Origin of the sequence: uncultured Finegoldia sp. (genome assembly GCF_947252345.1) — a bacterium.
In the GTDB taxonomy this organism is placed as follows: Bacteria; Bacillota; Clostridia; order Tissierellales; family Peptoniphilaceae; genus Finegoldia.
In genome coordinates, this window is sequence record NZ_CAMXVC010000013.1 from 1 (window position 1) to 26,345 (window position 26,345).

Genomic DNA, 26,345 nt, shown 5'->3' on the forward strand with positions numbered 1-26,345 from the left:
AACAGCCCCTTATAGGGGCAGAGCAAACCACCAGCTAAGCTGGTGGTTATGATTATTATAAAAATGAGGTGAGATGTATGATTAAAGTATCAAATTTGAAGAAAACTTTCAAAACGGCGGATAGAGAATTTAACGCAGTCGACGATGTTAGTTTTCAAGTTGATAAGGGAGAGATTTTTGGAATAATTGGTTTGTCAGGAGCGGGCAAATCGACACTCGTAAGACTTCTCAACAGATTGGAAGAGCCTACGAGTGGAAAAGTTGAAATTGACGATGTGGATATCACATCTTTGAAAGAAAGAGATTTGTTACAAGCTAGAAAAGAAATAAGTATGATTTTTCAGCAATTCAATCTTTTTAATCAAAAAAACGTGTTCGATAATATCGCTTATCCTTTGAAATTAAGGGGAGCTTCAAAAAATGAAATCGAAACGAGAGTAAATGAGTTGCTTGAATTTATCGGACTGCAAGACAGAAAAAACAGCTATCCTAGTCAATTGTCAGGTGGACAGAAACAGAGAGTTGCAATAGCAAGGGCTTTAGCTACAAATCCGAAAGTCATTTTGTCAGACGAATCGACAAGTGCACTTGACCCACAAAACACTCAACAAGTTTTGGAAATTTTGAAAAAATCAGTTGAAAAATATAAGACTACAATAATTATGATAACTCATCAAATGGAAGTTGCAAAAGACATTTGCGATAGGATTGCGGTAATGCAAGACGGAAAAATAATCGAAGAAAATTCCGTCGAAGAACTTTTCAAAAATCCAAAGACAAATGTCACGAGAAATTTCATTAGAAAAATCGTAGAAGAAGATGAAGAAGAAATAATAACAGATGATTTCAAGGGAGATGTTGTCAGACTTATATATTCGAAAGCATCTTACAACAAACCAATTTTATCAAAAGCGTCGAGACAGTGTGATGTGGATTTCAATATTATTTCAGGAAATATCAACAAACTTCAGTCCACAGGAGTTGGATACACTGTTGTGGAACTTATAGGAGACAGTGAGAATATACAAAAAGCAAAAGAAATCATTGCACAAAATGGAATTAAAGTAGAGGAGGTAAAATAATGGATAACATTCCTAATTTATTAATAGAAGCAACCACAGAAACATTGTATATGATTTTGGTTAGCACGTTTTTTACAATATTGTTTGGACTTCCGTTGTCGTTAATATTGTTCACAACTGGACAATCTGGATTGAGTCCTAAGCCAAAATTATACACGGTGTTGGACATTGTAGTCAACATTACGAGGTCGTTTCCATTTATCATATTGATGATAATATTGCTTCCACTATCTAAGATGATAGTCGGAACAAAAATTGGAACATCGGCATCAATCGTTCCTCTTACAGTAGGAGCAATCCCGTTTGTTGCCAGACTGTTTGAACAAGAATTTTTGAATGTTGACAGGGGAATCATTGAAGCATCTCAATCAATGGGGGCAAGTAAATTTAATATATTGACAAAAGTTTTGATTCCAGAATCACTTCCACAATTGATATTGGCAGTGACAAATTTGATGATAACATTGATTGGTTATTCTGCGATGGCAGGAACAATCGGTGGAGGAGGCTTGGGAGCCTTGGCAAAAAGATACGGCTACGACAGATTCAACACAGAAGTGTTGTTTTGGGCAGTAGTTGTGATAATAATCTTGGTTGAAATTGTACAAATTTCAGGTACAACAATTTCAAATAAATTAAACAAAAAAAACATATAGGAGAGTAGAAAATGAAAAAGAAAATTTTGTTAGTAGTATTGGCATTGGCGTTGGTATTGACAGCGTGTGGTAAAAAAGAAGAAGGAAAAAAAGAAGACAGTAAAAAAGTTGTAATCGGAGTTTCTCCTGCACCTCACAAGGAAATTGCAGAAAAAGCAAAGGAAATCTTGAAAAAAGAAGGAATCGACCTTGAAATAAAAGAATTTGATGATTATGTAACACCTAACACATCTCTTCAAGAAAAAGAAATTGATTTGAATTTCTACCAACATATTCCATATTTGGAAAACTTCAACAAAGAAAGAGGAACAAAACTTGTGTCATTGGGAGCTGTTCACTTGGAACCAATGGGAATATATTCTAAGAAATACAAATCATTGGACGAATTAAAATCAGGAGATGAAGTCATCATTCCTAGTGATGCGACAAATGGAGCTAGAGCGTTAAAATTATTAGAAGACAACAAGATTATCAAACTAAAAGCAAACGCAGGATTGGAAGCAACAGAAAAAGATATCGAACAAAATCCAAAGAATTTGAAATTTACAGCTGTTGAAGCGGCAACAATTCCAAGAGCTTACGAAGATGCAGCAATTGCTGTTATCAATTCGAACTTCGCATTAGAAGCAAAACTCTCACCAAAGAAAGATGCAATAGCAATTGAAAAATCAGAAGGCAATCCATTTGCAAACATCATTGTTTCAAGAGAAGAAGACAAAGACAACGAAACTTACAAGAAAGTTGTACAAGCTTTTGAATCAGAAGAAGTTAGAAAATACATTGAAGACAAATTCCAAGGAGAAATTATTCCAGCGAAGTAATTCAAGCAAAACAATAAATTAAGAAGGAGATTGAAAATGAGTTTACATGTGCCATTTAGATACGATTATGTGGGAAGTTTTTTGAGAGATGAAGAGCTTTTGAAAGCGAGAAAAGAATATGAAAAAGAAATAATAACAAAAAGAGAACTCACAGAAATCGAAGACAAAAAAATCGTAGAATTGATAAAAAAACAAAAAGAATTGGGATATCACGTCATAACAGATGGAGAATTTAGAAGAAAAAGTTGGCATTTGGATTTCTTCTGGGGGCTCAATGGAATCAAAAAAGTTGAATTGTCACACGGATATTATTTCCACGGGCTGGAAACTTATCACACATCAGTTCAAGTCGAAGGAGAAATTACAGGAGAAAACCATCCATTCGTAGAGCATTTTAAATTTGTAAAACAGTTTGAAGATGACAACACAATAGCAAAACAAACAATACCGGCACCGGCACAATTGCTTGTAGAATTGTTCAGAGAAGACAACAAAAAGATAACACAAGAAAAATATCCAGACTACGAAAAATTGGAAGAAGATATTGCCAAAGCCTACAAACAAGTCATCAGGGATTTGTACGACGCAGGTTGCAGAAACATTCAATTGGATGATTGCACTTGGGGAATGTTAGTGGATTCTGATTATATCGAGAAAAAATTCGGCGGAAAAGTTAGCATTGAAGAAGAAGCAAAAAAATATTTGAGAATTAACAACTTGGCACTAGAAGATAGACCAGACGATTTGACAATTACAACTCATGTTTGCAGAGGAAATTACGAATCAACTTATGCGGCTAGTGGCGCATATGACGAGATAGCGCAAGTTTTGTTCGCAAAAGAAAATGTAGATGCTTTTTATCTTGAATACGACGACGAAAGATCGGGCGGATTTGAACCGTTAAAATACGTTTCTGATGGTAAAAAAGTCGTACTTGGACTTATCACTACAAAAAGAGGAGAGCTCGAAGACGAAGACAAAATCATCGAAAGAATAAATGAAGCTTCAAAATATATATCACTTGACAGATTGTGTTTGAGCCCTCAGTGTGGATTTTCGTCAAATGAAAATGGTAACAAATTATCTTTTGAGCAACAATGGGACAAATTAAAACTCATCAAAAAGATTGCTGAAAAAATATGGGAATAATTAATCATCATATCATTAACCTCTTTGAAACCACGGACAAATTATTGTTCGTGGTTTTTTTGTTGCAAAAGAAAAGATGGATTCAAATAAAATGAATCCACTTTTCCAATTTATGAAAATATTTGTTGATGTACTTATATTGTAATACGAAAATCTGTTTTTGTAAATGAAAAAAATATTCAATATTGTTAGGGGAGCAAATTTTTGGGTATATATATTTTATAGCATAAGATAAATAATGGAACTATTTTGCAAACGATATTATATTTAGTATTTAGAGGATTTCGTTGTTAAATTCATAAATAATTTTATATCACAAAAAGCAAAATTTTCCTTTAAATAATAGGAGGTACAAATATGAAATCTTATCCAACAAACAAAATTAGAAACCTTAGCTTGGTTGGGCATAGTGGAAGTGGAAAAACTCAACTCACTGAAGCATGCCTTTACTTAACAAAAGTGATTAACAGAGTCGGAAAAGTTGAGGACAAAAACACTGTTTCTGACTATAACAAGCAAGAAATGAAGAGAGGTATTTCTATATCTAGCTCTGTTATTCCAATAGAACACAACGACATAAAAATAAATTTCATAGATACACCAGGCTATTTTGATTTCGAAAGAGAAGTTTATCAATCACTAAGGGCATCGGAAGCGGCACTAATTGTAATTGATGCTGTAAATGGAATTGAGGTTGGTACTGAAAAAGTGTTGCGCTACACTGAATCAATCGAGCTTCCAAGGATTATTTTTGTGAACAAAATGGACAAAGAAAATGCCAATTTCAACAAATGCGTGAGTGAATTGCACGAAAGATTTGGCAACAATATAATTCCTTTTACATTGACACTTGGTGAAGGCGAAGATTTCAAGGGCGTTATCGACGTTATCGACAAAAAAGCATTTGAGTACAACGGATTTGAATTTAAGGAAGTTCCAATTCCTGAGGACAGAGTCGATGAAGTCAATGTAGTATTCGATGAAATTTGCGAAGTTGTCGCACAAACAGACGACGATTTGATGGAAAAATATTTCAACGGCGAAGAATTTACACACGAAGAATTTAAAAAAGCATTGGTATCAGCATTGTTAGAAGGAACTTGCGTGCCACTTATCGCAGGTAGTGCACTTACAGGAATAGGCGTTGATGTCTTACTGGAAATAATTGAAAAATATATGCCAACACCTGACGATGAAAGAGCAAAATACGGATTCAGACACGCTGATGACAAACAAAGAAAATTCTCTGTCGATGAACCAATGAGCGCAGTTGTATTCAAGACAATTGCTGACCCTTTTGTTGGAAAGATTTCGATTTTCAAGGTTATTTCAGGAAAAGTAACCAAAGATACTGTAATATACAATTCAAGCAAAGATGTTGAAGAAAAAATCGGCGACTTGTTCTTCTTGCGAGGCAAGGAACAAATCAAGACAGACGAGGTTCACGCCGGTGACATTGGTGCAATCAGTAAACTCGTTCAGACAGAAACAGGAGACACGATTTCTGATAAGAATGACCCAACTGTTTACAAGCGTTTGAAACTTAAACCTGCGACTTTGTTCTTTGCAATTCAACCGAAATCAAAAGCGGACGACGACAAGATTTCAAATGCACTTTCAAAATTACAATTGGAAGATTTGTCTTTCATTTCGGAAAGAAACAACGAAACAAAACAACTTTTAATCGGTGGACGTGGCAACGTTCAGCTACAAGTTATGCTAGACAGACTAAAAGAAGAATACCAAGTTGAAACAGAAGTTGTTCCATTGAGAATTGCTTATCGTGAAACAATCAAAGCAAAATCAGATGTCGAAGGAAAACACAAAAAACAATCTGGTGGTGCAGGACAATTTGCTGATGTATTCATCAGATTTGAACCATTGACAGATTCCGAAAAAAGCTTTGTATTTGAAGAAGAAGTATTCGGAGGAGCTGTACCTAAAAACTTCTTCCCAGCAGTTGAAAAAGGCTTGGAAGAATCATTAGAAAAGGGACCTTTGGCTGGATATCCAGTAGTTGGTGTAAAAGCAACTCTTTACGATGGAAAATATCACCCAGTGGATTCAAACGAAATGGCATTCAAAATCGCAGCGCAAATCGCATTCAAAAAAGGAATCGAAGAAGCGAAGCCAATTTTGTTGGAACCTATTATGAAAGTTACAATCAAAATCCCAGAAGAATACATGGGAGATGTAATGGGAGATATGAACAAACGCCGTGGTAAGATTTTGGGAATGGAATCTGACGAAGACGGAAACCAAATCGTAATCGCAGAAGCCCCTCACAAAGAATTATTCGAATACTCCATCGATTTGAGATCAATGACTCAAGCAAGAGGAGAATTTGAAATGGAATTTGTAAGATATGAAGAAGTTCCTTCTAATGTCACAGAAGAAATAATTAAAGAACAACAATAAAAACAATGCCCTTATCGTCTGATAAGGGCATTGTTGTCAGAAAGTTTGTTGCTGGTTTTGATTTGCCATTTGTGAAAAAATTTTTTTCAATTTCATCACACTAAAAATCATCCTCTATTTAAAAATCGAGGATGATTTTATTTATCTATTTTATTTTTCTCCAAAATCCAAGCCTATTGTAAATCTCAATTCCTACTACTAACAATGCCCAAGGAATTGATATTCCCATGAGAATCCATTTAATTGGTGCTGATTGTATGCTGTACATTACAAGTGAGAATATTGCTATTGTCAAAAACGAAAGTCCCATCATTTTAATTACGTAGGCGAATTTGGATTGTCTGTTCATTATATCTGAAATGCTCGACCAATTTACGTATTTGTGTTTGTAATCGCCTGCGACTTTGAATCTACAAAATACGAATATAGATATTAAATTCAAAACAATTGCAACTATTATGAAATAAAATTTTATTCTGAAGAATATCGAAAATCCTAATACTGCAAGTGCAGATAATGTTCCCATAATTAGAGCTGAGAATTTTACTTTTTCATTCAAATATGTTTTCTTACTCATCGGTAGGCTCATCAAATAATCGTGATTTTGCCCGTCCAATGAAACTATTATAGATTGTAAGTTCATAGGGAACAGTCCGATGAACACGCTGTACATAAATGAAACGCTAAGTGCAATCGCTAGTGATTGCAAATCGGAAATATTTGTACCGAGGTTACTTCGCGTATTAGTCAAGTTCGCAAATGTCATTATTATCGGAAACATCACTGGGAATAAAATGCAAGATGTGATAGTTGTGGCGTCACTCAAAAGCATTTTGTTGTATTTGAACATTTCTTTGCCAATGTTGCTTGGCTCTTTGTCGACTTTTGTTCGTCTAATAGAATTTTTCCTGTTTTGAATGTCGCTCATGTGTTCGTACAGGTTCTTCGATGCAAACTCTAGGATTGCCTTTCCCAAAATCACCTCAACAACTGCCAATACAGCTATGAAAATAATCGCCGATACTGGATTGTGAAGTAATCCCGAAATAGGGCCAAGTCCTGTTGCATTCTTCATAATTTTCGAATTTTGAATAAAAATCACAAACACGATGGCAACGACTTGAATAAAAATATTGAGTCCAACCATTATTTGCGTGTTGAATTTGTACAATGCAGATGTTCTCACCAAAAGCTCTGCAACGATAATATTCAAAATTATTGTAAAAACGAATAAAACTGCGAAATTTAAAATTCCGAACAAAATTGTCAAGAATATATTGAATTTAAAATCGAAGAAAAATTTTATCGACAACAACAAAATCGGACTTAGAATTGTCAACGAACTCAACATTGTCAAGAAAGTCTTGGATATGAACATTTCTTTTTGGCTGATTGGAAAGTACGACATCTTCAACGAATCTTTGTTTTCATAGAACAGATTGAATACGCTGATGAAATTTTGTAAAGTTCCCAAAATCACCAAGTAAAACACGAACAAATCATACGCCTTAGGAGCCTTACTATAATCAAACACAAATCCGAACATTATTCCGTAAATTATAATCATCATCACAGCGGATATTATATATTGTCTGATAATTTTCTTGTAAATACTGTTATTATCCGCAGGCTTGGTCTTTTTTCTGATTTGCCCTGTGAGCATAGGATTGATATTCAGTAAGTCGATTTTCATCAATTCTTTTAATTTAGTTTTGTTCATTTGGAACCTCATCGTGTGATTTTATCATTTCGAGATAAATTTCTTCCAAGGTTTGATTTGGATGCAAGTCTTTTAATTCTTGAACAGTACCCAAGAATATGAGTTTTCCTTTTTGTAAAATTCCAATTCTGTCGCAAAGTTTTTCTGCGATTTCCAAAATATGAGTTGAGAACAAAACAGTATTTCCTTTGTTGGCGTGTTCTCTCATCATTTCCTTCAAATTGTAAGAGCTTTGTGGGTCAAGTCCTGTCAACGGTTCGTCCAATACCCACACATCTGGATCAGATAACAGAGCAGCTATTACGAAAACTTTTTGTCTCATACCATGTGAAAAAGATTCAATTGGTTGGAAGAATTCTGTCAAATCAAATTTTTCAGAAAGCATCTTGCAAGTAGCGTTGAATTTGTTTTCTTCAATATCATAAATCGTTCCTACAAATCTCCAGAACTCGTAGGGAGTCATCTTCAAAAACATATCTGGACTGTCAGAAACATATCCGATTTTTTTCTTAGCTTCCATTGGATTATCTCTTACATCGACGCCATCGATTTTGATGGTTCCTTCTTCAGGTTTTATAACACCAACCAAAGATTTTATCGTAGTAGATTTACCGGCTCCGTTGTGTCCGATAAGTCCGAAAATTTCGCCGCTGTTTATCGTAAGATTCAAATTGTCCAGAGCAATCTTCTTGTCGTATTTTTTTGTCACATTTTCAAAAGTAATCATAATTACCTCCTCGTGTATCATACTGTATTATAAATATAACACACAAGGAATTTATTGTCAAATAAAAAAGAACCAGCCTATTGGCTAATCCTTTCCATCACAGATTGCAAGTGATTGAATCTTCTGATGAGTTCGTCCTTGTCAAAATCTTTTGGCTGCATATATTCTGTTACTTCGTTGATTGTTTCGTACAATTCATCATCGTTGATTTTTTTGTACAACTGAATAGCTTGTGTTCGAAGCACAGCTAATTGCTTGTAAATTGTCATCACTTCGTGTTCTTCTTTGTTTTCCAGCATAAGCTGTTTGAGTGACCAATTGATATTGTGCTGAGTTGTCACACATTTGTTTGGAATGTAGATGTCCTCACGCTGCATATCTTTTATAAATCGGTGCAAAATTTGATTGTTGAATTTATTAATCATCAAAAAATTAATATCGACGCCTTCTTCATCGCTTTGAATTTGCTCGCCGTCTTCCTCCTTCAACAATACAGAAATTTTTGTTGACAAATCATTATCATCGCACTCTATTATTTCAAAATCGTGTTTTTCGGATTCTGTCTTCAAAAATTCTTTAATATCTTCGGGCATATTGTAAATTAAAATTGATCTCGCCATAACTCCTCCTTAAATATTCAAATCTTCCCATTCTAGTTTTTCATTTAGCGGTTTGTTTTCATAAAAAGATTTGAACAGATTTTTGACCTCGCTGACATCGACATCGTCGACACTTTTTACCAAACAATCGGAGATATCTTTCATATACTCAATATGATACAAACACTCATCAAAGTTTCTAATAAAAGTCGCTTGAATGAAACTCTTGCCGACATATTCCAACGACACAAAATACGTCTTCTTACCGGCTTTTACTTGTTCATAATTTCTAGTGGCATTTTCTGAAATCTTGTCAATCTCATCTATAACAACATCAAAAGAGGGACTGTCGAATGTTTTTTCTGAAGTTTTCAAAATCAATTTGTTACTTTGTTGCTCCAAAAACTCATCAGTTCCCTTAAAAACTCCTTTTTTCAAAAACTCAAGCATAATAACCTCCTTTAATTCAAAAATTTATTTTTTAATTTTTGCTATCATACTTATAATATCACAAATCAGAAATATAATACTCAATCAACTGAAAATAATTATTACAAAATTTAAAACAAAATACAAAAATATCTGATAATTCAATTTATACGAATGAACAAAAAATTCGAAAATTTGAATATTCTAAAGTGAAAAAGTGATATAATATCAATAAGGATAATCAATATTGAAAGGAGGAAAAAATGATAAAAGTAAATAATTTACACAAGAGCTACAGCTCTGGTCAAGAATCTATTGAGGTACTTAAAGGAATTGATTTGGAAATAAAAGATGGTCAAATAATTTGCGTTTTGGGGCCATCTGGCTCGGGCAAATCCACTTTATTGAACATACTCGGCGGAATTGAAACGATAGATGAAGGTGGGGTAGATGTTTTCGACAATAAACTCGAATCCATCAGCAAAAAAGAACTTGAAAAGTACAGGCGAAATTATGTTGGATTCGTTTTCCAATTCTACAACTTAGTCAGCAATCTAAATGTGTTGGAAAATATTGAAGTTGGAAAATATTTATCAAATAATCCGATAGATATAGATGGTTTGATTGACGATTTGGGATTAAAGGAGCATATTTACAAATTCCCCAACGAAATATCTGGAGGACAAGCTCAAAGAACATCAATAGGAAGGGCTATCATCAAAAGGCCAAAATTATTGATTTGTGATGAGCCGACAGGGGCATTGGATTACGAGAGCGCAAAGGATGTTTTGGTTTTGATTGAAAAACTCAACAAACTTTATGGCTCAACTATAATAATCGCAACGCACAACACGCAAATTTCGAAAATGTGCGATGTGATATTGTCTATTCACAATGGCTCGATAAAATCAATCGAAGAAAATAAAGAAAAAATCTCTGCGAATGAGGTGACTTGGTAATGAAAAATCCAATTAACAAAAGGATAGCAAGGCAACTTGTGAAAAATCCTGCAAAATATTTGCCGATTATTTTAGCTATGATTTTTGTTGTTGTTTTTTCGTCATCTTTTTTCACTTCACAAGATTCAGCAAAGGCTCTTTATTACGAGCAAATAAACAAGGGGAAAGTCGAAGATGGACAATTTACGACGATTTATCCGCTTGATGATGTTACAAAAGAAAAACTCGAAGACGAAAATATAGATTTGTACGAAAATTTCAATGTTGAGATTTCTCATACAAATGAAAGAAAACTCAAAGCTTTCATCAACAGAAAAAACATTAATATAGCTCAAATTTTAGAAGGAAGGCTTGCTGAAAGAAAAGATGAAGTGGCTATTTCCGGAAATTACGCAAGAGCCAACAAAATAAAACTTGAAGATTCGATAAAATTAAACGACAAAAATTTCAAAGTCGTGGGCATTGTTTCATTGCCGGATTACTCATCAATTCTGAGAAATAGAGATGACCTCGTAATGGACACCGGATATTATGGCACTTGTCTGTTAGATAAAGATGGATTTGAGTTATTCAAAGATGTCCCCATCAAATACACTTATTCTTATCACACAAAAAACAACTTAACAAAAAAATCTGCCAACGATAAGCTAAAAGATTTGATTAAGATTATTATGAAGAAAAACGTCGTGATAGATGCAGTTACGAGATACGACAATCACTGCATAACTTACTTAATTGACGATATGGACGGAGACGTTCCGACAATGACAACTTTTATGGTTATTTTGTTCATAGCGCTTGCTTTTGTCAGCGCCGTTCAAATTAAAAGTATGATGGAGAAGGAATCATCCGTAATAGGAACACTGTTAGCATCTGGATACACGAAGGCTGAATTACTGAAAAATTATATGATAACACCTGTAATTATGACGTTGTTTTCGGCTGTTGTGGGGAATGTAATTTCATATTCCTATGCTTACAAAAAATACGTATTTTTGTACTACCAAAGTTTTGATTTGCCAAAATTCAAACCGATTATAAGTTTGAGGTCGTTTTTGATAACTTGCATAATTCCTCTTACAATTTATATGGTAATTAATTTATTGGTTATTTCGATGAAATTGAAAGCTACGCCATTGGAATTTTTAAGGGGAACCTTCAAAAGAGAAAAAAGAAAATCCAAGGTGAAACTCACAAAATTTAATATCATGACCAAATTCAAACTCAGAATGTTCTTGGACAACAAATTCAACCTTATCGCACTTGTTTTTGGAATTTTCCTAGCAAATATGATACTGTTATATGGTTTGTCAGTCAAGCCTATTTTCGAGTCGTACTCTGAAAATATGAAAAACACGATGAAATACAACTACACTTATTTTGTGCGAACTGAAGAAAAAAACGTAAAAGCTGACAAGTCGACAATTTTAGACGTTGAATTGACGGACAACGACAATAAAAAAGTTCAGTTTTATGGAGTAGATGACAATTCCAATTATAAAATCAAAAACTTATCGCAATTAAACAAAGATGAAGTAGTTGTGTCGAAGGGATTTTTGCAGAGATTTGAACATAAAATAAACGACAAAATCAAAATCACAGAGCCTTATAACAGCAAAACGCTAGAATTAAAGATAAAAGGTGTTGACGAAGATAATAATTTGTATCAGATATTCACCAAGAGAGAATTGCTGAATAAAATTATCGAAAAAGATAGTGGATATTTTAATGCTTATCAATCGAACAGCAAACTCCACATTTCCAACTCTAATTTAATCACAAAAATCAACAGAGACGAGATGGATAAATTTATGATTCACTTTTTGGATAGTTTCGGAGTTGTTTTTAAAATGTTGTTGTATATTGGAATTGGATTTTATCTGATAATCACATTTATAATTTCCAACATCATACTCGACAAGTCCAAGCTCAACATATCGTATCTCAAAATCTTTGGATACAATGACGGTGAGATAATGAGTATTTACGTTAATATTGTATTTGTAATGCTGGTTGTCTTCCAGCTAATTATGATACCTTTAATAGATAAATTATTTAAACTTATCATATTAGTAGTGATGTCGAAGTTCGATGCGTACATCATAGCGGAAATTCCTGTGTATATGTACTTGCTCGCGATTTTGTACAGCATAATAATTTTTGCGGTTATTCAATTGCTTCAAAAAATAAAAATATCAAAACTCGATATGGTAAAAGAATTGAAAACCATAAATGGATAAACAAGACCCCAAAGTTTTTGTAGACTTTGGGGTGATTTTTTAGTTGAAATTAAGCGAACAGTTCATTTTCACGACCGTATACTATGATGTTGCATTAAAATACAAATATTACTATTCCGTAAAATAATTTCTATAGAAATTTGGTGATATCACAAACCAAATGAATTATAGCGTTTTAATAAAAAACACAAGAAAATAATTCTAAAAATCTTAATAGACAAAAAAACTAACCACAAAAGCTATTTTAATAGTCTTGTGGTTAGCTTGTAAATTAAAAATGAGTTAAACATTGTAATCAAAATTATTAATAGATTTTTTATTGGACAAATCTTCTTCAACGAGAAAATCTAACTGTTTAATATTAATCACAGAAGCGACAACAGACGATGGGAAAGATACGACTTCTTGATTGAAAATACTTATATTGTTGTTGACAATTCTCTTACACGCAGCGAGTTTTTCGTTTTCATCATCAATTTCTTCTTGTAAATTCAAAAATTCATCAGAAGATTTGAGCTCTGGATATGATTCAGCCAACGCATAAATTTGCCTGATGGCGTCGTTTTGATTTTTTATCGCATCATTGGAATCAGTAATGCTTCCTTCCTGTCTAAGTCTGACAATATCTGACAGCGTGTTTTTTTCGTGCGTTGCAAAAGACTTAGCGACTTTAATCATCTCAGAAATCGTATCGTATCTTTTTGCAAGTGCAATATCGACATTTCTCTTTGATTCATTGATAATAACTTGATATCTTCTGAGCTTGTTCGAAATAGAAATAAATTTAAACAAAACAACTATAACCACAACAGCAATGATTGCTGGTAAAATAAGTAAATTATCCATAAAACCTCCTTAATTAAAAATTATCTACAAAATTATCCATTATGGTATAAAATTGCGAAAGATTTGTACGTATTTTTTCATAATTTCCGGCAAGGGCGAGCTTATCGACAGAAATAAAAAACAATGGTGGCTTAAAGAGGGTGTTGTTCGTTTCAAAAGCCATAGCAACAAATTTTTCACTCATATAAATAGAAACCCTCATCTTATTTTTGATTTCATTCAAAAAATCTATTACCTTCGCATCTATAATCAACCTCGCATAATAATCATCCGTCGAAAAAATAGAATATGAATTGTTAAACTCTATTGATTCTGTCAAAATTTCCTTTTCATCTTTTCTTTTATTTCCATAAGGACCGTAACTTACAGAGCCCATAGATTTATTGCAAACCGGCACAACTCTGATGTGTCCATTGATACCGGTATTAAAACAAGAAGCTAACACTTGACCCTGGAAATCTGTGTATCTAACTTCTTTTCCCTTGTCATTGAACTTTTCATGATATGCGTACAAGTTACAAAACTGCGTTTTATATTCATCGCCAAAAGTTATGTGACACTTAGATTCATATATTTTTGAATTGTAAACGAGGTTTCCCAAAATATCCAAATCCATTTCTTCGTCATAATCAACTTCTGTATCGGGCAAAACCTTTTTTAGAACGGGTTCCAAGAAATTTTTTATGTAAGTATCTTCTGAATTGTATTTGTTTCTGCTGAAAAAATTAAAAAAAGGAAGCCAAATCAAAATCAAAATAATATACAAAAAATATCCGCTAAAAAATCTTGCAGCTATAGTGCTTGCAACAAATCCCAAAAAGCCAACGGAAAAATTCTCCATATTTTTATTGCTGTTTTTATTTAAAATACTTTTTAGCTTATTTTTAGTTTCTGGCAAATTCTCAATTCTATTGAGCTCATCTACAATAGAAGAATCCAAAAACTTGTCTCTGGATTTCATTAGAAAATAACCTCCTCACAAATTGATAAACAATTTCAATTTAATTTTACCACAAAATATTTGCACAAAAACATAAAATTTAAAATATAAATTGCATATTACATTTTATTCCAAAAAAAATTCAACAGGGTATACTGGAGTTTAAAATAATAAAATCTCATTTACAAATAAAAAATCAAGAGCACCAGATAAAGTAATCTTGCTTTACTTTTCTAATAAATGATTTGATTTTGCAACAGCTTCTGACAAAAGTTTTCTTCGAAATACCTACAAATATTTTTCATCGTGTTAACAACACAACAGCTTCGCAGTGGCTTGAAGCTATGTGTGTAGAAATATATCTATAAATTTTAGAATATGGTCTTAAAGCAATAATAGGTAATATGAAAAACACCATAATTTCTTTTTTAATTCGAGCATTTGGTTATTCTCATATATTATTGTATTAATTACAATTTTATTTTTATTTAAGTGGATAATTAGTTTTTTAAGATTCAATCAAAAGCTATCACAAATGAATAACTTATGGCATCTGCAGTGCAGTAAATTTATTGACATTTTTCACTGTTGTACTTAAAAATAAAAACACGATTGATGTATACACCCTAGATTTTAGGTTTACACCCCTACTTAAGTATTAAATTAAAAATGTTTAAATCACCATATTCTAAAATTGGATATAAAAATAGCACCTACTTTTGTAGATGCCGTATCATTGATTTATATGAGAAAAATCACAACTTTTTATATCATCCTTTAAGGTTTTATTTTCACAAAATTCAAATAAATATTTTAATAAACCTATTTTGTTAGTATCTATATTCTTGTATAAATCTGTAACTTTTCTTTCGTTAATCCAATTTATCTTTGTATTAATTTTCCCTCTATGTTCGATATAATAATCAGCTACAGATTCTATTTCTTCTTCTAGGCTTTTAGCCTTAGCTAAATTAAAAATTGGAAATATCATTATAGAAACAAGATTTCTTTTATCAATGTATTCAGGAACACTTTCAAATTGTTCTTTATAATACGGAAAATCAATATCTATATTTTCTGCTCTATTTAAATCTTCATAAACTATTATTGCAAGATCTTGAGAGTCTTTTTCTAATGTTAATACTATAATGTTTTGAGCATTATATTCTAATTTTAAGAAATAATCCATTATAATAAAGCACCCCTTATATAGCAGGTATTACTGCTGGTAAAGCTTCTGGAGCAAAGAAAGCAACACCAACTATTGTTATGTACTTCTTAATTTTGATTTTAGCATTATTTAAATTCCGATTCAATAAACATTTTATACAGATTAATAGCTTTAATAAAAAAATTACAAAAGACCTATATCATCATATACGAACTTAATCATGTCATTATCTCATCTCATTGCCATTTCAAGAAACATGATTGTATCTATAACGCCATCTATTTTTTCTAAATAATTTCAATTATCTATTTTTATGTTTACGGCAGGTTCAGTTCGTTTAAAAATTTGAAAGCTTATCACACAATACAATATTATGATATTGCATTAAAAAAATCAAAATAATAATGAGTTGAAAAGTTTTGCAATAGTTTAGTAACTTTTTGAAACAAAAAAAAGCGACAAGTTCGCCGCTTAAAATTTGTATTCAAATATTTCTTCATCGATTTGCTTAAAACCTACAGCTTCAAACATTTTTCTGCTTTGATGGTTAAAAGCATAGATATTTGCCGTAACAGATTTTAATCCCTTTTCTTTTGCTAATTCCAAAATTTTTGTGACACAATTTCTACCGATGTGTTTGTTTTGAAATTCTTTGCACACAACTATCGTTATTTCATTGTCATCTGTCAAGGAAATATCTCCAACTAATTCATTTTTATATTCAATGTAGTACAACTTTCCGTGAGTATTCAAATAATTGTACATTTTTTGAAGCCTTTCAATATCGTATACGAAATCAATGTTGTCGACTTGTTTGCACACATCCTTATCTTCGTACCATTTCAAAGTAGTATCGTAATTTTCGAAATAGGGAACAAGTTTGATGTTCTCATTTACGGTAATTGTGTTCATGTTATCTATCCTTTAATTTATGTCTTATTTATGTGATTAATCAAATCAAGGATGTATTGATTTCACGCATTCAGTTTTTTTTATTCTTCACCAACAACACAACAGCTTCGCAGTGGTAAGTTCTTGGAAATTGATCGAAGAACTCCAACGACTTGATTTTATATCCTTTTTCGATAAATTTGTCCAAATCCATTCTTTGCGTTATCGGATTGCATGAGATGTAGATGAATTTATCGGGATTGATGTCGATTAATCTGTCGATTGCTTTTGGGTGAATGCCATCTCGTGGTGGGTCGAGGACTACTACGTCTTTTTTTTCAACTTTTTCCATAAAATTCAAGCAATCGTCGCAGATGAACTCTGTGTTAGTCAATCCGTTTAGTTTTGCGTTTTCTTGTGCTTTTTCGACTGCTTCTTCTACTATTTCGACTCCGATTACGCTTTCAGCTTTTTTTGCAAATATTTGTGCGATGGTTCCAGTTCCGCAATACAAATCGTAGACGTTTTTGCCCGACAAATCGCCAGCCAATTCCAATGCTCTGTTGTAAATTTGCTCTGCTTGTGCCGGATTTGGTTGGAAGAATGAGAATGGAGAAATCCTAAATTCCAATCCATTTATTTTTTCTGTAAGATATTCTTTGCCATACAATAATTCTAATTTGTCGACAATTACTGCGTCAGAGCAGTTGTCGTTGATTGTGTGATAAATAGACACGATTTTATCGTCGATTTTCTTTGCAAATTCTACAAAATCATCAACGTCAAATTTCGAACTTGTCGTGACCAAGTTAATCATATATTCATCGTTGTAAAAACTTTTTCTGATTATAAAATGACGCAAGAGTCCGGTGTGTTTGATTTTTTTGTAAAATTCGTAATTTTTATCACGAAAATATTGTTGGACAGCTTGTCTTATCTTGTTGAATCCATCATCAATTATATTGCATTCTACGGTGTCTGTTATTTCGTAGAATCTGTTTTTCGTGTGAAGTCCCAAAACAAGTGGACCGCCTTTGAATTGGTCTCCAAAAGTGTATTCCATTTTGTTTCTGTAGCCTTGTAAAATAGGGGATGGATGAAAAGTAATATCCTCATCGTAAATATCTTTGTATAATTCTGTGAGTGTTTTTTTCTTCAAATCGCACTCCACATCGTACTCTAGTTTTTGATAGATACATCCGCCGCACTTTTCGTTTGGAGGACAACCTTCGATGGTTTCAAGAGGGGAGTTGTCGATTTTTTCTACTAATTTCCCCTCGATAAATCCATTTTTTTTTCTTTTTTTTGAAAAAGAGATTGTCTGTCCTTCAATTGTGTTTTTTATAGAATACAATTTTCCATCAACGTTGCAAATTCCTTTGTTGGGAAAAATGTTGTATTCTATTTTTGAGGTCAATGTGCTTTTCATTATCCTTGCAGACCATCAGCTTGTCTTTGCATATTTTCTACGATTACATCGTGAATATCTCCGATTGATTGACCATATTCCAATACTTGCCAAGGTTCATTTGTGTGGAAGTGGATTTTTATTAAATCATCTCCGCCGACAACCAAAAGACAATCGCCTTTGAAATGTTCAGTAATGTATTGGCTGATTGTATCGCTAGATAAGTTTTCTCCTGCTATTAATAATTGAGTATCAAATTTAAATTCTATTTGTTCTGACATAATTTTCACCTTCGTTTTTATTTCCCATTGGGATTAAATTAATTTTACCATATTTGTAAATTATCTATCAAAAATTTTACTCGTTTTTCCAATTTCGTGGTAGAAGCGAAAGATAGGGATACGTGTTAAACCTATCGTCAATCAAAAACAACTCACCAGTGTCGGTGTCCGTTCTGATAAGTCTTCCTCCGGCTTGGTGCACTTTGTTCATTCCGGGATAGACGTAAGCGTAATCGAATCCGTTTTTATCGTTATCGTCAAAATATTTTTTAATCAAATCATTTTCTACGCTGATTCCAGGTAGCCCGACAGAAATCACGGCAACTGTATTTAATCTGTCGCCGCTCAAATCGACGCCCTCGCTGAACACTCCACCGAGTACGCAAAAAGCCATTATATTTGAATTTGTAGTAAACCTCGACAGAAATTCCAATCTTTCCATCTCGGTTAGCGTCTTTTCTTGAATCAAAACATCGAAATCACAAATGTCAAAAATTGTCTGCAAATAAGAGTAAGACGGAAAGAAAATCAATTTGTTCCCCTTTTTTTTATTGATTGTAGATAAAACACTTGCAATGTTGTATTTGGTGTCGTTGCGGTCTTTGAATCTGGTGGAGATGTTCACAATGTGAACTTTCAAATTTTCCTTGGGAAATGGCGACTCCAATCTGATATTGTAGAACTCATCCATTCCCAAAACATCTGCGAAGTAATTTATCGGAGACAGTGTTGCAGAGAAAAAAACGGTGCAATTGCATTTTTTCAAAATGCGTTTGAAAATATTGTGAGTGTTTAAGCACATAATGTTGTAAATTGTGTCGTCGTTTTCTTTTTTAATCAAAGTGACAAATGAATCATCGTAGTAATCTGAAATTTTCAAAAATTTATTCAATTCGAAATAAGTTTCAAGGATTTTATCGTAGTATTTTTTGCCTTTATCTTCCACCAAGAATTTGCGCATAGATTCCTTTGCTTTTAGGCATAAATCCAACAATTCAATAGATAAAGAACTAGCTGTCGTGACATCTTCATTCATCGATTCATCAAAAATTTGTTGGGCAATTTTTTTGAGATTTTTTTTGATGTTTTTTTCGTTTTTTTCAAGAGACAAACTGTCCGAAGCATCCATAATTTGGTTGAAACTCAAAGCGTAAGAGTACATATCACGTCCACGGCTGACCAAATTGTGAGCCTCATCGACTAAGAGAGTCATTCTGAGATAGGGGATTTCGAAAAATCTTTTTAACACGACAATAGGGTCAAAAACATAATTGTAATCGCAAATAATAATATCCGAAAAGTTCGATAAGTCAAGTTCCAACTCCAACGGGCAAACTTTGTATTTGAATGCGTATTTCTTGATGATTTCCTCGACGATTATATCCTCATTTTTTAGCATATCAATAATGCAATTGTTCACTCTGTCGTAGTGACCTTTTGCGAACTCACAATCATCAGGGTTGCATTTCACCTCTTTGTTTATGCAAACTTTGTTTTTTGCTATTATTTCCACGGATTTAACGACAAGACCTTTTTGCTTCATCAAATACAATTGGTCGTTACAAGATTTTTTCAGAGTTGATTTTGCCGTCAAATAAAAAATCTTGTCCGTCAAATCTTCGCCCATAGCCTTGATGGACGGGAAAATCGTCGAAATGGTTTTGCCAATTCCAGTTGCGGCTTCTGCAATTAAATTCACGTTTTTCTTTATAGCAAAGTAAACATTTTGGCTGAGGTATCGTTGACCTTCTCTGAAAGCGGGGTATGGAAATGCCAAATTTTGAATCGATTCGTCACGACTTAGCATATGTTTTGTTATGATTTCAGTGAACATAGAGTATTTTTCCAGTAAGGAAAAGTAAAACTCCTTCAATTCTTCAAAGCTGAAATTTTTCTTGATAAATTTTATTTGCTTGGTGTCAGTTTGATAATAAGTCAGTTGCAAATCAATATCTTCCAAGTCATTGTCCAAGGCATAAAAATATCCGTAGCATTTGACCTGCGCCCAGTGGTATCTGTTGGAATTGTATTCCAATTCTTCCAGCTCACGAGTCGTGGATTTGATTTCATCGATCAAAGTCTTGCCATTTTTGATTCCGATTCCATCAGCCCTCCCTTCAACAATGTAATTTACGGATTTGTACAGCGTCTTGTTTTTCAAAGTTATCTCAGGGAGAAAACCAACATCGTATTCTTTTTGAATCATCTTGTGGATTTTCTGTCCCTCTTTTGCTCTGTCAAATGTATCGGTAAATCTATCGTCGATATCTCCGCTTCTTTCCGAATACTCAACCAAATCGTGGACAGAAAGTTTGATTTCTTTTTTCATAGCTTGTAATTTTGTTGAAGAAGATTTACTTCTTTGTAAATTTTCCTGCGTTCAATTGCCAAGTCACGATACATTTCATCCTCTTTAGTGACATACTCCATTTTTTCTGTGACAGGTTGTGAATTTCCATCCTCGTTTACACTCACCATCGTGAAAAAACCAGAAGCTTTAATGACATCCGTCCCCTCAACTTTTGCGCGAACAAAACACTCCATACTTGTTTTGCCGACGTAATCGATTATCGCGGTAATCTTTACAATTTCTCCCAAGTTGGTAGGAGAATTGAAGGTCAAATTGTTCACAGCTTTTGTCAGAGTTTTGTTTGAACAAAATCTCTTAGAACACAAACCCGCAACGGTATCCATCATTTTGAACAATTCTCCTCCGTGAAGAAGGCCGTAAAAATTTCCCATATCTCCATTGGCTCTAAATTTAATTACAGTTTTTGTTTCTTGTTTTGTTTTCATTTTTTCCACCTTTATTTTTGTAATTCTATTATAATATAAATTTTTGTTTTGCAAAAAATGAAAACGAAAGCACAGAAAAATTTTTTCAAATTGAAACAAACACAATTTAAATGTATAATTAAATTGTATAGAGTTTAAGGGGGGTTTAAATTGAAATACAGAGAATATTATGATAATGTTTTAGTCAGAATTGAAAAGGGCGAAGATGTTGTCGAAAAACTATTCGAATTAGTTGAAAAATTGCAACTAAAAAATGGTTCTATTTCTGGAATCGGTGCCAGTGATAATATAACTGTGGGATTGTACAGCGTCAAAAAACAAGAATACACCAAGAAAACATTCACAGGTGAAATGGAAATCACGAGCATTTTGGGAAATATTTCAACAATGAATGACCAACCTTATTTGCATATGCACATCACATTTGCAGATGAAAACTTGAATGTTTATGGAGGACATTTGAACGAGGCGATAATCTCTGCGACGTGTGAAATCATAATAAATAAAATTGACGAAAAAGTCGACAGATTCAAAGATTCGATTACTGGTTTGAATTTGTACGATATCTAAAGGAGTATTATGAAATATTATTTTAACAACGATGCAGTTGACCCATATTATAATTTTGCTGTAGAGTATTTCTTTGCAAAACACAATATTCCGGTGTTTATTTTGTGGAGAAATAGAGATGCGATTTTAGTTGGCAAAAACCAAAATATTTACAGGGAAGTCAATTTAAAATACGCAGAAGAAAATGGAATCAAACTTGTCAGAAGATTATCCGGCGGAGGATGTATTTACACTGACGAGAAAAATATGCAGTACACTTTTATTGAAAGTCAAAACTACGCAAACGACTTCAAACATTTTGCCAATATGATTATCAATCAGATGAAAAAGATGAATTTGCACCCTGAATTTAGTGGAAGAAATGATATTTTGATAAATGGCAAAAAAATAAGCGGTAATGCACAGTATATGAAAAACAGTATGGTTGTTCATCACGGTACAATTCTTTTTGACATTGGAGTTGAAAAAATGATGAACTCTTTGACTCCTTCCAAAGTTAAATTCGAAGGAAAAGCCATAAAATCTGTCGAATCTAGAATAACGACGATTAGCGATATGATTGATATGGATTATGATGAGTTTTTCAACACAATCAAAAATGGAATTATTGAGGACAACAATCTTGAAGAATATGTTTTGAATGATGAAGAAAAAAAAGAAGTTGATGGATATATTGATTTGTTTAAAAACGAAGATTTCATCTATTCAAAAGGAGAAGCTACTGCAAACTACGAGAGGAAACACAAATTTGGAGTTGTGGAGTACAGTTACAACATCAAAGATAACGTGATTGAAAGTTTTAAAATCGAAGGTGATTTTTTCTCCAACAAGGATGTATCGGAATTTTGTAAATTATTTGTTGGAAAAAGTATGACTATCGATGGATTCCACGATGTACTAAAAGATGTGGATATTTCACACTATATTGTGGGAATGGATGAGAAAGTATTTTTAGGTGATATATTTGATTAGAAAACCAAAATGGATGAGAATAAAAATTGAAGGTAGCCAAAACCTTCACGAGGTTGAAAGTTTAGTCGATGGATTTGAATTGAACACTGTCTGCAAGGAAGCAAATTGCCCTAACAGAATGAAATGTTACGAATCACGTACGGCGACATTTATGATTTTGGGAGATATTTGCACAAGAAACTGCAGATATTGCAACGTTCAAACTGGTTGTGGAAGAAAAGTTGACGAAAAAGAGCCTGAAAATGTTGCAAAAGTTGTTCAAAAATTGGGTTTGAAATACGCAGTTATTACTTCGGTCGACAGAGACGATTTGAAAGATGAAGGCGCAACTCAATTTAAAAATGTCATCAAAGAAATTAGAAAGTACAACGAGAATACATTGGTTGAAGTTTTGATTCCGGATATGCATGCAAAGCATGAATTGTTAGATATTGTATTCGATGAGAGACCGGATGTTTTGAATCATAACGTAGAAACTGTCCGTTCCATTTTCAAGGCGATGAGACCACAGGGAAATCTTGATAACTCGTTCGAGGTTTTGAGATATGCAAAAGAAAGAGGACTTATTACAAAATCTGGATTTATGGTTGGACTTGGCGAGACAAACGAAGAAGTTCATCAAATGCTAGACAAGTTGAACGAATTGCAAGTTGATATAGTTACGATTGGTCAGTATTTAATGCCGACATTAAATCACGCAAAACTCGATCGCTACGTCAGCCCAGATGAATTTGACGAGTTCAAGGCGTACGGAGAGTCAATCGGAATTAAGCACGTTGAGAGTGGCCCATTCGTAAGAAGCTCTTACAATGCGGGCAATGTATTTAGGTCATTGAAAGAAAAAGTAGAGGAGTAATACGAGTAATACAAGAATAGAGCATTTGCTCTATTCTTGTAATTATTGAAAGGTTAGTTATGAGTAAATACATATTGAAAGAAAAGTTAAATTTGTTGTTGCAAATCTTAGCGACAATTTTGTTTTCAACAAGCCTTGCCGCTGCAATATTTTTTACAAAAAAATTATTTGAATCCGAAAACAAAATTCCTATGGTTTTGTTAATTGGATTGTTTTTGATTTTGTTTACAGCATTTAACTATGTGAAAGACAGAATAATTTACAATATGGGGGTGATTTTTGTTGAAGATTTGAAAAAAGATTTGTTCCACAATGTCATCTCGCAGAATTTTTCGGAGATAGAAGAAAAAGAAAAAGTCTTTTCAAATGATATAACATCGACATCCATTTATTTGAAGGAATATTATGTTATTCCAACTTTGGAATCAGTATCGCATATCATCGCATTGATTTCCGTGATACTTGCAGTTGGATTTACGGTTGATTTTATTTGCGTCAGCGTGTTGGCAGTTGGCGTGTTGATTTTTAGTTTAATCAATGAAAAACTCGATAAATCCATAATGGACAAAAAAGTTAACACATCGAACTTGAGAAAAAGATACGTTTATTTTCTTGAAGATATGTTGAGTTCGAAGAAGGTAATAAATTCTAAGGCAAATCGTGCGTTGGAAGTTGTTCACAGCAAATTGATTGAAGATATCTCAGAAAAAGTCGTCGAATTGGACAAAGAAGAGCTTATAAAATACAATTTGAATTTGTTTTTTATGAGCGTGTATTTTATATGCAGTTTGATTTTTATAGTTGAAGAAAAGACGAGCAACACAGGAGAAGTCATAATTCTTTTGAGTTCAATAATTCTTTTGTATCATTTGATTAAAAAGCTTGTAAAAGAAAGATCGATGATTGTTCAAGCTGACCCTAAGATTTTTGAAATGGAAGAAGTTCTCGGCAAACAAGAAAAATCAAATAAAGCTATCGAAAATTTGAAGGACATAGAGTTTCAAGATGTAAAATTATATTCATCGAACATCAAATTAAAAGTCAATTACACTTTTTACACTGACAAGAAATACTTGATTATTTGCGACAACGATGAAGTTATAAATTTGCTGGCAAAAGCATTCAATCAGAGTTTGACTCCACAGAGCGGGGAAATGCTAGTAAATGGAAAGCCGATAGGTGGATATGATTTGACACAAAACTTGCTAGTGACTTACGATGAATCGTATATTTTCGACACGACATTCAAAAACAACGTCACTCTGTTCAATTCATTTGCAGATGAAAAAGTCTCTGTATTGTCTCATATTTTTGATGAAGAATTAGAATCGAAACAAAGATATTCAGACTACCAAGAAAGAGACAAAAATCTCATAAGATACAAGAGAATTATAAACCAAAATTCGGATTTTAATATGGTTTTCAATTTGTTTGATAATTTGGACGAATCAACTGGAAATATTCTCCTCGAAGATTTTCTAACGAGATTTAAAGGATGTATCTACTGTGCAAAAGAAGTTGATAATTCATTAAAGGGAAAGTTCGACAAAGTGATGCACTTGGATAGCATCGACAATGATTATTTATTGGTACAGGAATAATTTTTTAAAACATCGCGGAAATTTTTCGTGGTGTTTTTCTTTTACTTATTTTAAATTTGAGTTAAAATATATAAGTAATTTTAAAAAATTTGGAGGAATTATGAATTGGTTAAATAAAAATTATAAGGGTCTATTGTTAACTCTTGCGATTGCAATTCCCTGCCATTTTCTTGGAAAGATGTTTCCCATAATTGGTGGAGCGGTTTTGGCAATTGTAGCGGGAATAATTGTAGGCTACATAATTAAAGACAAAACACAATTTAACGATGGAATCAAATTTGCATCTAAGAAAATTTTGCAATACGCCGTTATTTTGTTGGGATTTGGAATGAATTTGGCAGTTGTTATGAAAACTGGAAAGCAATCACTGCCGATAATTTTGCTTACGATATCCACATCGTTGGTAATATCTTATTTTTTGTCGAAAAAGATGAATATTTCAAAAAATATTTCAATATTGGTCGGGGTTGGCTCATCTATTTGTGGTGGCTCGGCAATAGCTGCAACTGCGCCAGTTATTGAAGCCGACGATGAAGATGTTGCTCAGGCAATTTCTGTAATATTTTTCTTTAACGTGTTGGCAGCTTTGATTTTTCCGTTGCTCGGAAGCGTGATAGGATTTTCGACTCATTCAGGAGAGGCTTTTGGAATTTTTGCTGGAACTGCAGTCAACGATACATCTTCTGTAACAGCGGCAGCTGCAACGTGGGATGGACTATATAACTTGGGAGTTCAAACACTCGATAAAGCAGTTACAGTAAAATTGACTAGGACGTTGGCGATTATCCCGATAACATTGGTGTTATCTTATTTGAGAACGAAACACAAAGAAAAAACAGAAAAAATTAGTTTGAATCAAGTTTTTCCTATGTTTATTTTGTATTTCATTTTGGCGAGCATAATCACAACTGTTTGCGTGAAATTCGGAGTTGATTCAAAAGTTTTCAATCCACTTAAAGAATTGTCCAAATTTTTCATAGTAATGGCTATGGCTGCGATAGGATTCAAAACGGATATAATAAAACTTGTAAAAACAGGCGGCAAACCAATTTTTATGGGATTTTGTTGCTGGATTGGAATAACAATTGTATCAATCGTGATGCAATTTGCTATGGGATTAATTTAACTCATAAGGCTATGTGAAAACATAGCTTTATTTTTTTATAAAAAATTAAAAAAATTTCGCAAAAAAAAATCACGGCTTTAGGGGGAG

At 33.1% G+C, this 26,345-nt stretch carries 24 protein-coding genes; 12 read left to right on the plus strand and 12 right to left on the minus strand.

Annotation, left to right across the window (positions count from 1 at the left end):
- Positions 1-77: 77 nt before the first annotated feature.
- From Q0X02_RS03780 to fusA, 5 genes are all read left to right on the plus strand, one after another.
- Positions 78-1,082, plus strand: coding sequence for a methionine ABC transporter ATP-binding protein (locus Q0X02_RS03780; protein ID WP_297811779.1), 1,005 nt, complete (start codon positions 78-80; stop codon positions 1,080-1,082).
- A complete protein-coding gene (locus tag Q0X02_RS03785) occupies positions 1,082-1,738 on the plus strand; it encodes a methionine ABC transporter permease (protein ID WP_297811780.1) in 657 nt (218 codons plus the stop codon). Before Q0X02_RS03780 ends, Q0X02_RS03785 begins: the two co-directional genes overlap by 1 nt.
- An 11-nt stretch (positions 1,739-1,749) precedes the next feature.
- Positions 1,750-2,559 (plus strand): MetQ/NlpA family ABC transporter substrate-binding protein, encoded by an 810-nt coding sequence (locus Q0X02_RS03790; protein ID WP_297811783.1) that lies wholly within the window; start codon positions 1,750-1,752, stop codon positions 2,557-2,559.
- A 36-nt stretch (positions 2,560-2,595) separates the two neighbouring features.
- Positions 2,596-3,708 (plus strand): 5-methyltetrahydropteroyltriglutamate--homocysteine S-methyltransferase, encoded by a 1,113-nt coding sequence (locus tag Q0X02_RS03795; protein ID WP_297811786.1) that lies wholly within the window; start codon positions 2,596-2,598, stop codon positions 3,706-3,708.
- A gap of 357 nt (positions 3,709-4,065) precedes the next feature.
- Entirely contained in the window at positions 4,066-6,126 is a 2,061-nt protein-coding gene (gene fusA, locus Q0X02_RS03800; protein WP_297811789.1) for an elongation factor G, read from the plus strand.
- A 145-nt stretch (positions 6,127-6,271) separates the two neighbouring features.
- Here fusA and Q0X02_RS03805 read toward each other — a convergent pair whose 3' ends face one another.
- From Q0X02_RS03805 to Q0X02_RS03820, 4 genes are all read right to left on the minus strand, one after another.
- Positions 6,272-7,846 carry an antibiotic ABC transporter permease gene (locus Q0X02_RS03805; RefSeq protein ID WP_297811792.1) on the minus strand — a complete coding sequence of 525 codons (1,575 nt, stop codon included), beginning with the start codon at positions 7,844-7,846 and terminating at the stop codon, positions 6,272-6,274.
- Positions 7,833-8,573 carry an ABC transporter ATP-binding protein gene (locus Q0X02_RS03810; RefSeq protein WP_297811795.1) on the minus strand — a complete coding sequence of 247 codons (741 nt, stop codon included), beginning with the start codon at positions 8,571-8,573 and terminating at the stop codon, positions 7,833-7,835. Before Q0X02_RS03810 ends, Q0X02_RS03805 begins: the two co-directional genes overlap by 14 nt.
- A 77-nt stretch (positions 8,574-8,650) precedes the next feature.
- A complete protein-coding gene (locus tag Q0X02_RS03815; protein WP_297811798.1) occupies positions 8,651-9,193 on the minus strand; it encodes a DUF3783 domain-containing protein in 543 nt (180 codons plus the stop codon).
- Between the two features lie 9 nt (positions 9,194-9,202).
- Complete coding sequence (locus tag Q0X02_RS03820; protein WP_297811801.1) at positions 9,203-9,622, minus strand: hypothetical protein; 420 nt, start codon at positions 9,620-9,622, stop codon at positions 9,203-9,205.
- A 242-nt stretch (positions 9,623-9,864) separates the two neighbouring features.
- On the opposite strand from Q0X02_RS03820, the gene Q0X02_RS03825 reads away from it, so the two are divergent.
- Positions 9,865-10,560, plus strand: coding sequence for an ABC transporter ATP-binding protein (locus tag Q0X02_RS03825; protein ID WP_297811804.1), 696 nt, complete (start codon positions 9,865-9,867; stop codon positions 10,558-10,560).
- Positions 10,560-12,800 (plus strand): FtsX-like permease family protein, encoded by a 2,241-nt coding sequence (locus Q0X02_RS03830; RefSeq protein ID WP_297811807.1) that lies wholly within the window; start codon positions 10,560-10,562, stop codon positions 12,798-12,800. The genes Q0X02_RS03825 and Q0X02_RS03830 overlap by 1 nt, the downstream gene beginning before the upstream one ends.
- Before the next feature lie 282 nt (positions 12,801-13,082).
- Here Q0X02_RS03830 and Q0X02_RS03835 read toward each other — a convergent pair whose 3' ends face one another.
- The 8 genes from Q0X02_RS03835 to Q0X02_RS03870 form a co-directional block, all read right to left on the minus strand.
- Entirely contained in the window at positions 13,083-13,646 is a 564-nt protein-coding gene (locus Q0X02_RS03835) for a LemA family protein (protein WP_297811811.1), read from the minus strand.
- A 13-nt stretch (positions 13,647-13,659) separates the two neighbouring features.
- Positions 13,660-14,607: a DUF3137 domain-containing protein gene (locus tag Q0X02_RS03840; protein WP_297811814.1), complete on the minus strand. Its 948-nt coding sequence runs from the start codon at positions 14,605-14,607 to the stop codon at positions 13,660-13,662.
- Between the two features lie 712 nt (positions 14,608-15,319).
- Complete coding sequence (locus tag Q0X02_RS03845) at positions 15,320-15,775, minus strand: hypothetical protein (RefSeq protein WP_297811817.1); 456 nt, start codon at positions 15,773-15,775, stop codon at positions 15,320-15,322.
- Positions 15,776-16,228: 453 nt separating this feature from the next.
- Positions 16,229-16,669, minus strand: a complete 441-nt coding sequence (locus Q0X02_RS03850) for a GNAT family N-acetyltransferase (RefSeq protein WP_297811820.1) — start codon at positions 16,667-16,669, stop codon at positions 16,229-16,231.
- A gap of 70 nt (positions 16,670-16,739) precedes the next feature.
- Complete coding sequence (rlmD, locus tag Q0X02_RS03855; RefSeq protein ID WP_297811823.1) at positions 16,740-18,077, minus strand: 23S rRNA (uracil(1939)-C(5))-methyltransferase RlmD; 1,338 nt, start codon at positions 18,075-18,077, stop codon at positions 16,740-16,742.
- Positions 18,077-18,337, minus strand: coding sequence for a kinase to dihydroxyacetone kinase (locus Q0X02_RS03860; RefSeq protein ID WP_297811826.1), 261 nt, complete (start codon positions 18,335-18,337; stop codon positions 18,077-18,079). Before Q0X02_RS03860 ends, rlmD begins: the two co-directional genes overlap by 1 nt.
- A 76-nt stretch (positions 18,338-18,413) precedes the next feature.
- Positions 18,414-20,666, minus strand: a complete 2,253-nt coding sequence (locus Q0X02_RS03865) for an ATP-dependent DNA helicase (protein WP_297811829.1) — start codon at positions 20,664-20,666, stop codon at positions 18,414-18,416.
- Positions 20,663-21,133 carry an acyl-CoA thioesterase gene (locus Q0X02_RS03870; protein ID WP_297811832.1) on the minus strand — a complete coding sequence of 157 codons (471 nt, stop codon included), beginning with the start codon at positions 21,131-21,133 and terminating at the stop codon, positions 20,663-20,665. The genes Q0X02_RS03865 and Q0X02_RS03870 overlap by 4 nt, the downstream gene beginning before the upstream one ends.
- Positions 21,134-21,283: 150 nt before the next feature.
- On the opposite strand from Q0X02_RS03870, the gene Q0X02_RS03875 reads away from it, so the two are divergent.
- From Q0X02_RS03875 to Q0X02_RS03895, 5 genes are all read left to right on the plus strand, one after another.
- A complete protein-coding gene (locus Q0X02_RS03875; protein WP_297811834.1) occupies positions 21,284-21,703 on the plus strand; it encodes a PPC domain-containing DNA-binding protein in 420 nt (139 codons plus the stop codon).
- 9 nt (positions 21,704-21,712) lie between these two features.
- On the plus strand, positions 21,713-22,675 hold the full coding sequence (locus tag Q0X02_RS03880) for a lipoate--protein ligase (RefSeq protein WP_297811837.1): 963 nt from the start codon (positions 21,713-21,715) through the stop codon (positions 22,673-22,675).
- Positions 22,668-23,531, plus strand: a complete 864-nt coding sequence (gene lipA, locus Q0X02_RS03885; protein ID WP_297811840.1) for a lipoyl synthase — start codon at positions 22,668-22,670, stop codon at positions 23,529-23,531. The genes Q0X02_RS03880 and lipA overlap by 8 nt, the downstream gene beginning before the upstream one ends.
- 59 nt (positions 23,532-23,590) lie before the next feature.
- Positions 23,591-25,132: an ABC transporter ATP-binding protein gene (locus Q0X02_RS03890; RefSeq protein WP_297811843.1), complete on the plus strand. Its 1,542-nt coding sequence runs from the start codon at positions 23,591-23,593 to the stop codon at positions 25,130-25,132.
- A gap of 100 nt (positions 25,133-25,232) precedes the next feature.
- Positions 25,233-26,258 carry a YeiH family protein gene (locus tag Q0X02_RS03895; protein ID WP_297811846.1) on the plus strand — a complete coding sequence of 342 codons (1,026 nt, stop codon included), beginning with the start codon at positions 25,233-25,235 and terminating at the stop codon, positions 26,256-26,258.
- Positions 26,259-26,345 lie beyond the last annotated feature (87 nt).

Bases quoted from the DNA above. Each gene is read 5' to 3' on its own strand.
- Q0X02_RS03820 (WP_297811801.1), bottom strand. From the start codon at position 9,622: ATGCTTGAGTTTTTGAAAAAAGGAGTTTTTAAGGGAACTGATGAGTTT.
- Q0X02_RS03840 (WP_297811814.1), bottom strand. From the start codon at position 14,607: ATGAAATCCAGAGACAAGTTTTTGGATTCTTCTATTGTAGATGAGCTC.
- Q0X02_RS03795 (WP_297811786.1), top strand. From the start codon at position 2,596: ATGAGTTTACATGTGCCATTTAGATACGATTATGTGGGAAGTTTTTTG.
- Q0X02_RS03890 (WP_297811843.1), top strand. From the start codon at position 23,591: ATGAGTAAATACATATTGAAAGAAAAGTTAAATTTGTTGTTGCAAATC.
- Q0X02_RS03835 (WP_297811811.1), bottom strand. From the start codon at position 13,646: ATGGATAATTTACTTATTTTACCAGCAATCATTGCTGTTGTGGTTATA.
- Q0X02_RS03860 (WP_297811826.1), bottom strand. From the start codon at position 18,337: ATGTCAGAACAAATAGAATTTAAATTTGATACTCAATTATTAATAGCA.
- Q0X02_RS03810 (WP_297811795.1), bottom strand. From the start codon at position 8,573: ATGATTACTTTTGAAAATGTGACAAAAAAATACGACAAGAAGATTGCT.
- fusA (WP_297811789.1), top strand. From the start codon at position 4,066: ATGAAATCTTATCCAACAAACAAAATTAGAAACCTTAGCTTGGTTGGG.
- Q0X02_RS03780 (WP_297811779.1), top strand. From the start codon at position 78: ATGATTAAAGTATCAAATTTGAAGAAAACTTTCAAAACGGCGGATAGA.
- Q0X02_RS03870 (WP_297811832.1), bottom strand. From the start codon at position 21,133: ATGAAAACAAAACAAGAAACAAAAACTGTAATTAAATTTAGAGCCAAT.
- Q0X02_RS03825 (WP_297811804.1), top strand. From the start codon at position 9,865: ATGATAAAAGTAAATAATTTACACAAGAGCTACAGCTCTGGTCAAGAA.
- rlmD (WP_297811823.1), bottom strand. From the start codon at position 18,077: ATGAAAAGCACATTGACCTCAAAAATAGAATACAACATTTTTCCCAAC.
- Q0X02_RS03790 (WP_297811783.1), top strand. From the start codon at position 1,750: ATGAAAAAGAAAATTTTGTTAGTAGTATTGGCATTGGCGTTGGTATTG.
- Q0X02_RS03895 (WP_297811846.1), top strand. From the start codon at position 25,233: ATGAATTGGTTAAATAAAAATTATAAGGGTCTATTGTTAACTCTTGCG.
- Q0X02_RS03880 (WP_297811837.1), top strand. From the start codon at position 21,713: ATGAAATATTATTTTAACAACGATGCAGTTGACCCATATTATAATTTT.
- Q0X02_RS03805 (WP_297811792.1), bottom strand. From the start codon at position 7,846: ATGAACAAAACTAAATTAAAAGAATTGATGAAAATCGACTTACTGAAT.
- Q0X02_RS03785 (WP_297811780.1), top strand. From the start codon at position 1,082: ATGGATAACATTCCTAATTTATTAATAGAAGCAACCACAGAAACATTG.
- Q0X02_RS03850 (WP_297811820.1), bottom strand. From the start codon at position 16,669: ATGAACACAATTACCGTAAATGAGAACATCAAACTTGTTCCCTATTTC.
- Q0X02_RS03865 (WP_297811829.1), bottom strand. From the start codon at position 20,666: ATGAAAAAAGAAATCAAACTTTCTGTCCACGATTTGGTTGAGTATTCG.
- Q0X02_RS03830 (WP_297811807.1), top strand. From the start codon at position 10,560: ATGAAAAATCCAATTAACAAAAGGATAGCAAGGCAACTTGTGAAAAAT.
- Q0X02_RS03815 (WP_297811798.1), bottom strand. From the start codon at position 9,193: ATGGCGAGATCAATTTTAATTTACAATATGCCCGAAGATATTAAAGAA.
- Q0X02_RS03845 (WP_297811817.1), bottom strand. From the start codon at position 15,775: ATGGATTATTTCTTAAAATTAGAATATAATGCTCAAAACATTATAGTA.